The sequence below is a fragment of the Endozoicomonas sp. 4G genome, assembly GCF_023822025.1.
In the GTDB taxonomy this organism is placed as follows: domain Bacteria; phylum Pseudomonadota; class Gammaproteobacteria; order Pseudomonadales; family Endozoicomonadaceae; genus Endozoicomonas_A.
The window spans coordinates 2,125,279-2,139,190 of sequence record NZ_CP082909.1 but is presented as its reverse complement, the minus strand read 5'-3'; the positions used below and the strand labels follow the sequence as shown (position 1 = coordinate 2,139,190).

Annotated in this window: 14 protein-coding genes; 8 read left to right on the top strand and 6 right to left on the bottom strand. The window is 46.1% G+C overall.

The window, feature by feature from the left end; translation table 11 throughout:
* Nucleotides 1-33: 33 nt before the first annotated feature.
* A complete protein-coding gene (locus K7B67_RS23850; RefSeq protein ID WP_256484807.1) occupies nucleotides 34-165 on the bottom strand; it encodes a hypothetical protein in 132 nt (43 codons plus the stop codon).
* Between the two features lie 88 nt (nucleotides 166-253).
* Nucleotides 254-763 (bottom strand): hypothetical protein, encoded by a 510-nt coding sequence (locus tag K7B67_RS08320; RefSeq protein WP_252179884.1) that lies wholly within the window; start codon nucleotides 761-763, stop codon nucleotides 254-256.
* 577 nt (nucleotides 764-1,340) lie between these two features.
* Between K7B67_RS08320 and K7B67_RS08315 the strand changes: the two genes are divergently transcribed.
* The 8 genes from K7B67_RS08315 to K7B67_RS08280 all read left to right on the top strand — a co-directional run bounded on the left by K7B67_RS08315 (nucleotide 1,341) and on the right by K7B67_RS08280 (nucleotide 9,373).
* Nucleotides 1,341-2,660: an AAA family ATPase gene (locus K7B67_RS08315; protein ID WP_252179883.1), complete on the top strand. Its 1,320-nt coding sequence runs from the start codon at nucleotides 1,341-1,343 to the stop codon at nucleotides 2,658-2,660.
* 37 nt (nucleotides 2,661-2,697) lie between these two features.
* Nucleotides 2,698-3,213: a hypothetical protein gene (locus K7B67_RS08310; protein WP_252179882.1), complete on the top strand. Its 516-nt coding sequence runs from the start codon at nucleotides 2,698-2,700 to the stop codon at nucleotides 3,211-3,213.
* 376 nt (nucleotides 3,214-3,589) lie between these two features.
* Complete coding sequence (gene hisD, locus K7B67_RS08305; protein ID WP_252179881.1) at nucleotides 3,590-4,888, top strand: histidinol dehydrogenase; 1,299 nt, start codon at nucleotides 3,590-3,592, stop codon at nucleotides 4,886-4,888.
* Nucleotides 4,885-5,622, top strand: coding sequence for an SDR family oxidoreductase (locus K7B67_RS08300; protein ID WP_252179880.1), 738 nt, complete (start codon nucleotides 4,885-4,887; stop codon nucleotides 5,620-5,622). The genes hisD and K7B67_RS08300 overlap by 4 nt, the downstream gene beginning before the upstream one ends.
* 71 nt (nucleotides 5,623-5,693) lie before the next feature.
* A complete protein-coding gene (locus tag K7B67_RS08295) occupies nucleotides 5,694-6,737 on the top strand; it encodes a cupin domain-containing protein (RefSeq protein WP_252179879.1) in 1,044 nt (347 codons plus the stop codon).
* The gene (locus K7B67_RS08290) at nucleotides 6,730-7,461 is read left to right on the top strand and encodes an alpha/beta hydrolase (protein WP_252179878.1); all 732 of its coding nucleotides are present in this window, start codon (nucleotides 6,730-6,732) and stop codon (nucleotides 7,459-7,461) included. Before K7B67_RS08295 ends, K7B67_RS08290 begins: the two co-directional genes overlap by 8 nt.
* Before the next feature lie 44 nt (nucleotides 7,462-7,505).
* Nucleotides 7,506-8,255 carry an aldolase/citrate lyase family protein gene (locus K7B67_RS08285; RefSeq protein ID WP_252179877.1) on the top strand — a complete coding sequence of 250 codons (750 nt, stop codon included), beginning with the start codon at nucleotides 7,506-7,508 and terminating at the stop codon, nucleotides 8,253-8,255.
* Between the two features lie 137 nt (nucleotides 8,256-8,392).
* Nucleotides 8,393-9,373 (top strand): substrate-binding domain-containing protein, encoded by a 981-nt coding sequence (locus tag K7B67_RS08280; protein WP_256484803.1) that lies wholly within the window; start codon nucleotides 8,393-8,395, stop codon nucleotides 9,371-9,373.
* 64 nt (nucleotides 9,374-9,437) lie between these two features.
* Here the strand turns inward: K7B67_RS08280 and K7B67_RS08275 are convergent, their stop codons facing one another.
* The 4 genes from K7B67_RS08275 to K7B67_RS08260 all read right to left on the bottom strand — a co-directional run bounded on the left by K7B67_RS08275 (nucleotide 9,438) and on the right by K7B67_RS08260 (nucleotide 13,802).
* The gene (locus K7B67_RS08275) at nucleotides 9,438-11,330 is read right to left on the bottom strand and encodes a sodium/solute symporter (protein WP_252179875.1); all 1,893 of its coding nucleotides are present in this window, start codon (nucleotides 11,328-11,330) and stop codon (nucleotides 9,438-9,440) included.
* Nucleotides 11,323-12,339, bottom strand: coding sequence for an ester cyclase (locus K7B67_RS08270; RefSeq protein ID WP_252179874.1), 1,017 nt, complete (start codon nucleotides 12,337-12,339; stop codon nucleotides 11,323-11,325). Before K7B67_RS08270 ends, K7B67_RS08275 begins: the two co-directional genes overlap by 8 nt.
* A gap of 119 nt (nucleotides 12,340-12,458) precedes the next feature.
* Nucleotides 12,459-13,433, bottom strand: coding sequence for a nuclear transport factor 2 family protein (locus K7B67_RS08265; RefSeq protein ID WP_252179873.1), 975 nt, complete (start codon nucleotides 13,431-13,433; stop codon nucleotides 12,459-12,461).
* 87 nt (nucleotides 13,434-13,520) lie between these two features.
* Complete coding sequence (locus K7B67_RS08260) at nucleotides 13,521-13,802, bottom strand: hypothetical protein (protein WP_252179872.1); 282 nt, start codon at nucleotides 13,800-13,802, stop codon at nucleotides 13,521-13,523.
* Nucleotides 13,803-13,912: the final 110 nt, after the last annotated feature.

Below are 13,912 nucleotides of genomic sequence, written 5' to 3'. Positions count from 1 at the left end.
GTTAGTCAAAATCTGGAAAGAGGTCGGAGGTTTCTATTCTTTATCACCCTTCTTTCTTTTCTTGTTAGATGGCGGCCGGTCACACGCTTTTCTTTTGGGTTGCTTGGGTTTCCCGTGTCTCTGGTCGGCAGGCAGGTGGGTCTGTTTGTGCCTTTTCAGATACAACTCGAAAATCAGTTTAAGCCTTTCACCCGGTGCAGCCTGTGCAATGATGTTATAGAACCTGTGGCAGAAGAACAGAGTACCAGTCCTCTCAACGACTGCTACGGTTTGAATTCAAATAATCTTTAAGGCTTTGATCACAGGCATTTTCAGCGTTTTTGTCGATATCTTCAGGATTCGCCCGTTTCAGGTTCAGCTCTTTATTGCTGCCTGAAAGTTTGAGTACCAGGTTATTGCCAGTTTTGGTCGCTGTAGCCCAAAGAGCAGGCTTACCGTCCTCATCAATAAAAATCTGCCATTGTCTGCTATCAGGGTTCTGCTTTACTTTGCCTGTCCCCACATAGTCAGTACAGCCATGCCCGGTATTCCGCTCAAGCAGTACCAGCATGACCTCTTCATCGCCACAGGATGCTTTTTCATCTTGTTTACACACCATCAACCCGCCTGCGATCAGGTTTGGCTGCGAGGCTTGTGGATTGAGTAACCACCAGTGACCATAAGGTGGCTCACTGACGTGTGTTATTGGACTTGAGACACTGTTAAAAGAGACCAGAATCAAACAGGCCGTCATAATCCTGAAAACATTGAAGATAACTTTCATTATGCCCTCCACATCATGCCCTCCACATGTCACTATAAACTTATCGACTGCTACCAATATAGCTTGCCACCACGCTCTTCCTCCCATGCTCCAATTCGCGGGAGATGAGCTCGCTTACCTTTCGGTCTAATGATTTCAGGCACTCACGCTTTCCTGCCGCTCAACCCGATTATTTTTCCATTACACGACACACAAACGCCAACTTGCAGTGCACTCTATTACTACATACATACCTCCCGATTTTCAGTACTCTATACAGTTGAAAATTCTATTTTGAGCTATCGAGAACCATGCTCTGTCAGTTCTGACTGGAACTATGACCTCATCTCCGGGCGGTAGCGTCTCTGCAAAGCGTATCGGGGGCGCTTAAGCCCGATTCACAAGGGTAAGATTGAGGTAGGAAGCCTGAAGATCAGCACTCGCTAATAACAGGAGCCGCAAGTTTTAAGGCTTTGTTTTTGGTTTTTTCTATAGACTCATTAGATGTCACGCATACAAATGAGTTAATATCAACTAGAATACAGAGTTTTGCATTTTCTTAAAGAAACCAAACTTTATAATTTAATAGGACTTATTCATGCACAAACTTGAAATACATAACTTTGGGCCTTTAAGGCATTGTGATGCCACACTAGATGAACTCGTAATATTAATAGGTCCTCAATCATCAGGAAAAAGTACAGTAAGTAAGCTTTTTTTCTTCTTTCTTCATATTAGAGATGAATATGTCAAATTTTTATTAAATTCAACAGAAAAAAAGAATACTAAATATCTATCAAGAGATTTCTCTAAATTGATAAGGAAGAGATTTATTGAATTCTGGGGGCCTACACCTCAAGGTAGTGACTTAAAATTAAAATACCAATATAGTGAAGACGTATTTATTGAAATACAATTAGATTCAGCAAGGCATAGATATATTGAGCCAATAATTTCAGATAAAATCGAGAATAGTTTAATAGAAAGCTATTCTTCTTTAAAAAGTGGTATTTCAAGAGATAAGGAGTCATCCAATCTTTTTAACAGTGCATCAGCTATTGCAAATGAAATAAGCGATAGTGAAAAAGTAAACAGATTAATAAATACATCAAAAGAATTATTTAACTTTGATGAAGAACTATTATTTATTCCTGCCGGCAGAAGTTTGCTATCAACTTTATCTGATCAGTTGCAGTATATACATCCACATCAACTCGACTATCCGATGAGGAGTTTTATCGAACGCATTAATAATACAAAATCTTTCTTTGGAAAAAGTCTTGATGACATAATCAGAGAAAAACAATTATTGGGAGAGGGAGAAATTTGGTTCTCTGCAACCAGGAAGGTTGCAAACATCATAAAGAGAATATTAAAAGGTGAATATATTCATGATAAAGATGGGGGTAAACTATATATCAGTAAGAACTCATATACAAAGATAAATTTTGCATCATCTGGTCAGCAAGAATCAATCTGGATACTACTTTCACTCTTCTTAGTTGTTCTCGAAAAAGTAAAGGTTCAAATTTTTATTGAAGAGCCTGAAGCACATTTGTTTCCAGTAGCTCAGAAAGAGGTGGTTGAACTAATTAGCTTTCTTCATGCTTCAATGAAAACAAAATTTGTTTTGACTACTCATTCTCCATATATTTTATCAGCTATCAACAATCATATTTATGCTAATGAACTTTCAAGAATAAACCTAAGCGAAACATCATCTGTTATTAATAAGAATATGTGGATTGATTTTGATAAGGTATCAGGGCACTTTGTGAATAATGGGTCTCTTACAGACCTTGCTGATAACTCTCTAAAAATGCTCAAAACAGAGATCATCGATACAGCATCTGATCTAGTCAACGATGAGTATGATAAACTGTTCGACATTGATGTAAGGGCACAACAAAATGATTGATGAGCTTGGTGAGAAAGGCTTAATAGGAGTGAGTTAAATGCGACGTGAACTAGTAAGTATTAAACGAGAAGAATTGGATCCAAATAAGATCCAAGGTTTCGTTTTAAGGGAATCTGAACAATTGATTCTTATCAGCTATGTTTATGATTTCAAACTGGATGGCCTTATGGTTTTAAGAAAAGGCGACATTACCTTGTTAGAGGTTTCTGAGACGGATAAATTCCAGACTCAGCTCCTTAAGGATGAAGGTGTTTTTGAAAAGGTAAATTTTGATGTTGATTACAATCTAAGCTCTTGGAAAGAGTTCATAGAGAGTGCGATGGAAACTCATAAATATTTCATAATAGAAGAGGAAGAGTTAGAGTCACCAGGATTTACAATCGGAACAATAGAGTCGCTTGATAATGAATCCGTTTCTATGAGGTACTTTACTGGAGTCGGTAGATGGCTTGAAGAGCTTGAGGTATTAAATTTCGAGGATATCACTTCTCTTCAAATAGGCAGTAACTATCTTAATGTGTATGAGCGGTACTTTGACAGGTGTGGCGCATAACGAATAAGGATAGATTGCGCTCAGGCGCAATCTTATCCTGTTGTTGCACAAGCCTGTTATGCAAAGGCTATGTTTCTAAATTTTCAGGCCCTCAGCGACCAGAGCCTGATGTGTCTGGCGAACCGTTCCGGGTTATCAGAATCTGAAGCTATTCAAAATGCAATAGTGACTTCTCAGCCTTAGCAGGACTTCATCCAGAGCTCAAATATCTCCATCGACTGTGAAAGCCGGATATAAACACATCCCTGTTGCATTTCCAAAATACATTATTTACTCTCTAATGCATTCGTATGCAAAATTATACAAATAATAACTCAGGGTAAATTATCTGCGAGTTGGTAAAGACCCTGCTTTCGTATGCAAAATGGAGATCATCATGGCTCGATACCTGAAGAGCGGCATCACTGAAGAAGTTTCAGCCTCCAACGATGCTAAGGTTCGCACGACCGTTGAAGGCATTCTGTCAGACATTAAATCCAGGGGGGATTCTGCTGTCAGAGCACTCTCCGAACAGTTCGACAACTGGTCTCCGGAAAGCTTTCGACTCAGCGAGTCCGAGATCCAGGCTTGTATTGACAGTCTGAGCAACCAGGAACGTACCGATATTGAATGGGCCCAAAAACAAGTAAAAAACTTTGCCCAGATTCAGAAAGATGCTCTGCAGGATGTTGAGGTGGAAACCATGCCCGGTGTCATTCTGGGTCATAAGAACATCCCAATGAACAGTGTCGGCTGCTATATTCCGGGTGGAAAATACCCTCTGGTCGCGTCAGCCCATATGAGTGTCCTGACGGCTAAAGTCGCTGGCGTAAAAAGAGTTATTGCCTGCGCTCCCCCCTTTAACGGTCAACCTAGCCCAGCCGTTGTAGCAGCCATGGCTATGGCGGGTGCCGACGAAATTTACTGCGTGGGCGGAGTTCAGGCTGTAGGTGCAATGGCACTTGGCACTGAGTCGATTGAACCTGTTGATATGATAGTCGGCCCCGGAAACGCCTTTGTTGCCGAAGCTAAACGTCAGCTATTCGGTCGTGTTGGCATTGATCTGTTTGCAGGCCCCACTGAAACACTGGTGATTGCCGATGAAGAAGGTTGTGACCCTGAACTGGCTGCTGCTGATTTACTGGGTCAGGCAGAACATGGCTATAACTCTCCAGCGATACTCCTGACAAATTCGGTTCACTTCGCTGAAGCCACCATCGGAGAAGTTCAACGACAATTGACCACTCTCCCTACCGCCGAAGTGGCAGGAAAAGCCTGGGAAGATTACGGCCAGGTCATTGTTGCTGACAGCTATGAAGAAATGCTGGCAATAGCAGACGACATTGCCTCAGAACACGTCCAGGTAATGACCAGAGAGCCTGATTACTTCCTCGAAAACATGACCAATTACGGAGCCCTGTTCCTGGGCCGGGAAACCAATGTCTCCTATGGCGACAAGTGCATTGGCACTAACCACACCCTGCCCACTAAAAAAGCAGCCCGCTACACGGGTGGACTCTGGGTAGGTAAATTTATTAAAACCTGTACTTACCAACGCGTCACTCCGAAAGCTTCACTGATAGTCGGTGAATACTGCTCCAGACTCTGTGCCCTGGAAGGTTTTTCAGGACACAAAGAACAGGCGGATATTCGTGTACGCCGTTATCAGAAACTGGAAGACGAAGGTCAGCTATGATCAAAAAAAGAGCCCTTGTCACCGGCGGCAGTGGCGGACTGGGAGCCGCTATCTGCCAGAAGCTGGCAGTCGAAAACTATCAGGTTTTTTTAACCTATAACAGCAATGCCGCAGCGGCACAGGCAACGCTTGAAAGTCTGCCGGCTGAAGGTCATCAAGCCTTTGCGCTCGATATCAGCAACAGCCATCAGATCAATGAGCTGGCAAAACAACTTACTGAAGAACATGGTCGTCTTGATCTTCTGGTGAACTGTGCCGGGACTACACGCTTTGTAGAACACCGAGACCTTGACGCCCTTGATGATGAACTGTTCGACAACATCTTCAGAGTCAATGTCCGGGCCCCTTTTGCAATGGTGCGAGCCTTTAAACCGTTGCTTGTTGAAGCCCGGGGATGTGTGATTAACATTACCTCGATTGCCGCACAAACCGCCATGGGCAGTAATATTGCCTACTGTGCCAGCAAAGCTGCGGCTGAAAATATGACCCGCTCACTCGCCAGGGCGCTCTCTCCTGCGATCCGGGTATTAGCGATAGCACCGGGTCTGGTGGATACCGAATTTGTCAAAGGCATTGATCCACAATGGCGAAATAAACAGGAGCAGATCACGCCACTGGGTCGTCTCGCCAGAGCGGATGAGGTCGCCAGCGCTGTGTTTTACGCCGCAGAACAAATGACCTTCTCTACCGGTACAACTCTGGCAGTAGACGGCGGCCGACCACTGGGCATTTAAGTGAAATAAGAATGATCAGGTGTAGAAGTTATCTTCAATGCCTGATTACAAAAAAATAAAACGGAAATGCTATGACTTTTCAGAAAACACTGAACAACAGCCTGGTGCGCTACATGGAGTTAATTCCAGGCACCAGCGCGTTTATTGATGCCAGAACCCCCGGCAGTCACTTAAAAGACAACTTTTGTATTATTGGCGCTGGTGTTGCCGAGAATAGCAAACAACACGTTCACATCCGTGAGACTGCCGGTTTTAATATTGGTGCCGCTGGCCAGCCCCCTGGTATTAAAAACTCATTACACTCACACAACAGCGCTGAACTTTTTATTATTTTCAAAGGTGAGTTCCGTTTTTACTGGGGCAACGAAGGTCAGTACGATACGGTTCTGAGCCCGGGTGATGTCATCTCGATCCCTACCAACCTGTTCCGTGGTTTTGAGGTAGTGGGCAGAGATTATGGTTTTATGTTCTCTGTTCTGGGCGGAGACGACTCTGGTGGTGGCGTGGTCTGGCACCCTGAAGTGCTAAGCCAGAGTGAAGGGCACGGCCTTTATCTGAAATCCGATGGCTCTCTGGTTGACACACTGGCAGGTGACCCGGTTCCTGAAAGCTCAGAGTTAATGCCAAAGCTGACAGACGAAGAAATGGAAAACTTTGATCAATACAGCGTTGAGCAGATGCAGCCTTTCGTAGTGGCTAAATCCAACTATCGCCCTGTCGTGTCTTCATTTAATAGCCTGAACGAGAACCCTGATTACCAGGAGTATGCGCTCACCGGAAGCCCGCTGGCACAGGATGATTTCCAGGTAAAAAGCGAAGACAAGGTCAGCATTTTCGCCTATGAACTAAACAACCGGGCAGGCTTACCAACACATAGCAGGAAAGAAAAACAAGTTCTGATCAACTATTCAGGAGACACACTGGTAAAGGTTAACAATGGCTTAGAACAGGGGCAGATCCTGATGACGCCTGGTGATGTTTTCAGCATCCCTGAAGGTACTGCTATCAGTCTTGAAAATCAGCGTGGGGAGAGCCTCGTTTACAGCATCCTGAGCAGTGATCAACCTGTCAAACCAGAGCTTCAATCTGGAAAAAAGGATCTTAAACTTGGATAAAACACCCATTCTCTGGTTACCCGGTTTACTGTGCGATGAGCGTCTTTTCTCTCCACTCTACCCTTGGTTACCTGACGATACATACAACGTGTGTCCGGTGTTACCCGCTGAGAACTCTATGGCAAAAATGGCGGCCCAGATTTTGAAGGATGCACCGGAGACGTTTATTCTGGCCGGTCTTTCCATGGGTGGAATACTGGCATTTGAACTGTTCAGACAAGCGCCCCAACGGGTAAAAGGCCTGATTCTGATGAACACCAATGCCGCCGATGAAAAGCCTGAAGTCAGTCAGAAGCGCAACCTCTTGGTGGCCAGGGCACAAGCCGGTGAGTTTTCCAATATTACACCGGAGAACATTTTTCCTGTTCTCATTCATCCTGACCGTCAGATTGATGAAAGGCTGAAACAAACCATCTGCGAAATGGCTGAAAGCGTGAGTGAACAGGCTTTTATAAAGCACGCGCAAGCTTTGGCGGAAAGACCGGACTCAATTCCAACGCTGGCAAAAATTAAAGTCCCCACGCTGGTGATCTGTAGCCGGGAGGATGCGCTTTGCCCGGTCAGCAATCACAGCCTGATGGCCGAACGACTGGAACAGGTTACTTTTTTGCAGATCAGTCACTGTGGTCATTTATCTACGATGGAGCACCCTGAACGGATAGGTCGAATGCTGACCACTTGGCTGGCGACAGCCGTAAACAAAGAAACCTCTGACAACTCATGATTCAAGGTGGCAAGGGAAGGCCACCTGACCAAAGGATAAGCATTTTGAAAAACCTGAAAGAACTGATCACAAATCCCGGTTGCCTGGGGACCTTTGTCAAAACCCCCCACCCTCATATTGTTGAAGTGCTGGCACTGACAGGGCTGGATTTTATTATTCTGGATGCTGAACATGCACCCTTTGATCGTCAATCTCTCGACCTGTGTATTCTAGCCGCCCGCGCAGCAAACCTGCCCTGTCTCGTTCGTGTACAGAACGATCAACCCAGCAGCTTGCTGAATGCCTTGGACAGTGGTGCTGACGGTGTTCTGGTGCCCCATGTTTGTAGCCCTGAGCAAGCTCGCAATATTGTTAAAAGCTGTCACTATGGTCATGGCGGACGTGGCTATGCAGGTTCTACCAGGGTTGCCGGCTACACGACCAGATGCATACCCGATCATTTAAGACAAAGTCGTACTAATACGACGGTTATTGTACAAATTGAAGATCCTGAAGGCGTTGATAATGTAGACAGCATTGCTGCTACAGAGGGTGTTGATGCCCTGTTTATTGGTCAGGTAGATCTTGCTGTCGCTTATGGTGAACATTCCCTGACAGCCCAGTCGGTGACAGAAGCCAGCCTCAAAATCTGTTCAGCCGGTCGACAGTACAGTAAGCCCGTAGGCATGTTTCTTGGCAACCATTCAGATATACCTCACTGGCAGGAATCAGGTGTACAGTTTTTCGGTTATTCTTCTGAACAGAAAATAATACTGGATCACTTCAAAGCCCTGACGTCTGAAAAGTCCCATTGATAAGTTTGAAAGATTAACACAAGCTCTCATCCTGCCTTTTACCCACGACTGCTTAATAGGTAAACTATGTCACAGTCGTGTTTGCAAGCCAGGAGCAGAATATCAAAAACAAAGTAACGTCAAGTGATGTGGCCCGTATGCTGGGAGTATCCCAATCTATGGTTTCCAGAGCCTTTACCCCCAGCGCCAGCATCAGCGAAAAAAAGCGAAAAATGATTCTTGAAGCAGCCACTAAGCTTGGTTACACCCCCAATGCCATTGCCAGAGGACTCATTTCCAAACGTTCCGGATTGATTGCAATCGCCATTGATAATAAAAACAATCCTATGTACGACCTCCTGACTCGTGAGCTTTCGCTGTATATTCAACAGCAGGGCTATCAGGTAGTACTTTGTTCAATTGATCAGGATGATCTGGAGCTGGCCGTTCAACGAGCCATTGAATATCAGGTGGATGGCCTCATAATTGCCACCAGCCGCCTGACCAGTCGCGCACTGGCAAGGTGCGAAACTTATGGCATCTGCTTGTGTCTGCTCAACCGTTTTATTGATGATCTGCCCGCTAACAGTATCAGTCTGGATAATTATCATGCCGGTGAACTCGCTGCCAGGCACCTGACTGAACAGGGATTCAGGCAACTGGCGTTCATCAGTGGTGAAAGAAATACTCTGACCAGTGAAAAGCGCTGGTTGGGCTTTTCTGAATCACTCAATCGTCAGGGCTATCCCGCGCCTCTGTTTGTGCAAAGTCAGTATGATTTCAATGCGGGTATGAAAACAGCAATGGAGTTACTCAATCAATCTTCCCTGCCTGATGCGCTCTTCTGTGCCAACGATATCATTGCGCTTGGCGTCATTGACGGCTTGAGATCCAGGGGGCTGAGTGTTCCCAAAGACCTGGCCGTTATGGGTGTAGATGATATTCCTATGTCCAGTTGGCCTGCCTATCAGCTGACGACTATTCAACAGCCTGTTAGACATCTGGTAGAACTGTCTGTAAACGACCTTTTGAAACGCATTAAAGAAGAGCAGGAAATAACGGGCGACTATATCATGGTGCAGGGTTCGGTTATTAAGCGGGAAAGCACTTCAAATGCATCGTCATCCTCAACTATATAACCCATGTCGCTCATAAGAAAAACCGGGAGTGCCATGCTCCCGGTTTTCAATTCTCTAAAAAGCTTTATAGCACCGCTTCTGATTTGACCTCGCTTGATGTTTTACCGATAAAGCCTTGCACCAGCTTGACAGCCAGAACACTGATACCTGCACCGGCAACGAAGAACCAGCTACCTGACAAGGCCAGCGTTTTGAGCATCATAATCATGATCAACGCGCTGATAACACTGCCAGCCAGATGACTGTTGCCGCTGATCTGCACATTCCGCAACCCTAGTAATGTCATGAAAATAGCTGCCCCTGCCAGATAGGCACAAGCCCGACCGAACAGGATCAGCGCTTCATCCTGTCCAATCAGATGGTTAAAGAGGTACAGGAAAGCCAGGGACGCTACGAACATCACCAGCAAACCATAGCTTGCTTTGTCAATTTTGCCCGGCACCAGATACCAGCCATTTTCTTTTTCAGGCCAATTTTTACGTTTAAACTCTGCCTGCTGACCCTTAACACTGTAAAGGTGAACTTCAACTTTACGGTTCCCCAGAAAGAAACTGGCAACCCAGGCCACCACACTGTTGACAACGACACCAATCACACAATACCACGGCCAGGAAATATCGGTTTGCACGGCCACATACCAGATGCTGAGGAAGCTGGCGCAAACACCCAGGAGCAGACCTTTTTCAGTAATGCTTTTTGAATAAAAGCCCAGCACAAACATACAAAAGCTGGCGCCGACAAAATAAGAACCCGCCTTGCTAAGCATTTCCAGAACAGAGCCATTACTGGTCGCAAACATCAGCGCAGGAATGATCACCAGCATAGACCAGAGAACCGTAAAGATACGGGACGCTTTCAGGTAGTGTTGCTCAGACTCGTTTTTCCTGAAGTAACGCTTGTAAAAGTCGACCACAGAAACAGTAGCCATTGAGTTAAAAGCAGAATCCAGACTGGACATGCTTGCGGCCATGATAGCGGCAGCCAAAATACCCATCAGACCTGGCAGGCCGTACTCACTGGCATAAGCCAGTATGATGGTGTTACCGTTCTCAAATGACTTCCCACCATAGTAAACATTGAACAACACACCCAGCATAATAAACAGGAAGTAAATAAAGAAGGCGACATACCCCATCATCAACATGGACTTCTTGGCATCGCCCATACTTTTGGCCGCCATGCAGCGCTGGACCATCATCTGGTTGCCACCATAAACCGTCGTATGAAACAGGGTCATGGCAATAACGCCGGCCCAGAGCGTAGTGACCTCACTGAGATCCATGGAGGTTTTCAAAGCATCGGTCATTCCCTGATCTTTCAGGCCGACCAGAACATCGGTCATAGGAGCTGGCAGATCTCCCCAAACGGCCTGCATGATAATAAAGGCACCGATAAAGAGAATGCCTGCCTGGATAACATCGGTCCAGATAACGGCGGCTATCCCTCCCATTACGGTATACATCAGGGCAATCAGAGTGACAATCACGATCGCATAAGCCACATCAATCCCAATGATGAACTCCAGGATCATTGCAGTAGCATAGAGGACTGCTGCCGAACTGATTGCTTGCTGCAACAAAAAGATCAGAGACAGAACCATTCTTGACGAAGGGCCAAAACGTCTTTCCTGATACTCATAAATAGACGTCAGCCCACTCTTATAAAAGAAGGGCATGAACACGGAGACAATGAAAAAAATCACCAAGGGATAATTCAGGTGAATCGCCACTACTGAAAGCCCTTCGGTGTATGACCATGCAGGCCCGCCCAGAAAGGACATAGCACTCACATAAGTACAGACGACAGACAGGCCAATGGCCCACCAGGGAATTTTACGATCGCCCAGGGCAAACTGTTGCGCGGAACTAACCCGTTTGCCAACGAGCACGCCCATCAGCAATGTCAGAATAATATAACCGACCAGAATGACCCAGTTCAGGGTTCCAAACTCAGACATAGCCCGCTCCTTCAGTCTGCTCCTTGAGCTGCCCGAAGACATCCAGTCCGAGCTGTTTGAGCATATGGATAATATCAATGGCTACCCAGTTTTCTTTCAATAGCTCACCTTCCCTTCGCCAGATATCCATCACCCTCAGCTCAATGGCCTTGCCTGTTGGTGCCAGCCCCAGCCAGCCACTGTTCCCTGTGTGCGTACCATGCATATGAGGCCAACCACCGGTTGCTACATAATCACCCCGGGCCAGAATATTGAGTTTGATGTCGACACTGCGATCCGGAAATGCAAAAACAAATGGCCCCTGATGATGATTTCTAAATCCTTTGATGCCACGGGTTGTCCCAATACCTGAAGGTCCGTACCACATGAAATCATCATGCCAGTAGCTCTCCAGATCCATGGTCATCAAATCCTTGCCATCGAACCGACCCAGACAGGCCAGCATATCTTCCACCAATTTCTGGCTTTTTCTGCTTTCCGCCTGATCGGAAGAACGTTCATTTGCTCCATCACTCACCCCATCAAGCGACATTGGCGGCAGAATCAGAACAGCATGACCCAGACTGTTTCTTAATGGATTCACACCGGCCTGATTCATGGCATCAATAAAGTCGGGAATCAGATAGGACTCTGTGATTTTTCCCTCTTCCAAGCAGACCATCTCGGTATAACGGAGGAAAAGTGTTTTGCCCGTTGCCGGAATGCCAAATAAAGAGGACTGGAAGGTACCAACAAAATAACCTGTACTGTTAAACCATGTACGACCTTCATATTCTCCATCAATAATAATCAACGGTCGTCGTTCAATATCGGGTAATGCCTGTTTCAGCGGTGCTAAAAAATCACTCACTGCCGATTCTGGCCCGACAAGATCATTGACTGGATGGGCAACAGACCATACTACCTGGCTGGCCAACCACTCACTGGCGACATAGTTAAGTGACGTGTCAGGGGAAGAAAAAAGCGTGGAGTAGAAAGTCTCTACCGGACTATTGTTATGATTTTTCATAGTGCATTGTGGGGAAGCCCCCTATCCTCTTGTTGTTATTATCGTTTTTAGCGACTCTTCAGCAGAAGCCTGACAACTATCAGCCAGCCCCCTTAACAGCCATGATCAGAAAAAGGAGGTCAACCCTTATGTATCAATATCTGCTTCCAGACTGCTGTTTCGTCGAACAGAGTGAACTCTCTGTTCAAGCCCCAGGGGCCAAACTCAGCATGGGTAATCCCCATAACATGAACCTCAGCCCCCGTGGCTGTACCAAAAGCACCACTGCCTTCATGCTTGCCATGCAGAGACCAACGGATAGCTGATCGAGGCGGTCTCAGGTCATCCTGTCGACCGATACGGTGATGTACAGTAAAGCGGGCCTCAGGGAAAGCGGAACGCAACTGCATCCAAAAGTCGTCGGCACCTTTGTGTGAGACGGTGCGTTGCCCACCGGGAAGTTCGAGCATACAGGCTCGATCATAGGCTTGGGGAATCACAGAAAACTCCGCATTCATTATACGACTGAGTATGTCTTCATGCTTCAGTCCCCACTCATTGTCATTGCCAACGCCCTGATAGGGGCCCTCAACATCCTGATCTGGAGTAAAGGGTCGTAGACATTTTTCCAGCCCCCCTTCACATTCAATCTGCCAGCGAGCGTATTCACAGGCACTCATACCCAGCTGTCTGGCAATATCCCCCTGATCACGTACCAACCATTCATCGTCAATCTGATTATTCTTTGCATGACAGTCGGCAATCACCCGATATCTCAATGATTTGCCGGTAGCATTTCCGTAAATGCCATTGCCAGTGTGTGTTGCTGTGGTGGTGATTCGATGGGAGGAAAGCATGCCCTGCTCCGGGGTTCCGCTCCAAATGACATCCTCACCCAGCAGGGTTCTGTCAGGAAATTCAGCCAGAGTCGACATAGTGGCACTGATAACCTTGTCACAACCCGTCACAATTGAACTCGGGGAACGGACAATCACATCCGGGGCGTAATAATCTTTGAGAGTATGCAGCTTCCGTTCTTCCCAGATTTCACGAGTGATCCCCAGGATATAGTGAGAAAAATCACGCCATCTGGGGTCGAATCCGCTCATAGCCATAAATCATTACTCCTGCTTTTCGCCATAGGTGTCTTGCTCTTTTCATACACGCTATGGACGTTTGTTATCATCAATCAAAAATGGCAATTACTCTACAAAGGCCGGGTTGGCTATTTGCCGGGATCGTTCAAGAACATCCACCCGCTGCTTCGCCCCGCCCAGCAATAAAAATATCCTGGCGACGCTGAAACTTTTAAAAACTGCAACCGGGGTGACCAAAAATGCTTTGCTGAACGGATAGACCCCAAACCATTCATAAGACCCGCTTGCATACGATCTCAAAACAGTTTTAACCGTGTCAGGTGTGGCAGATTCTATTGCCGTAAACAGTTCTGGAACCCGCTGTTTTTCTTCAGAATATTGACCCAAAACTTAACCTTTCTTCGTTTTTTTAACATAAAAGGCCGGTTAACCGGGAAGACAGAGCTATAAGAACAGATTTTTGCATACGCAGTCAATAAATTTCACGAAAGGTTACA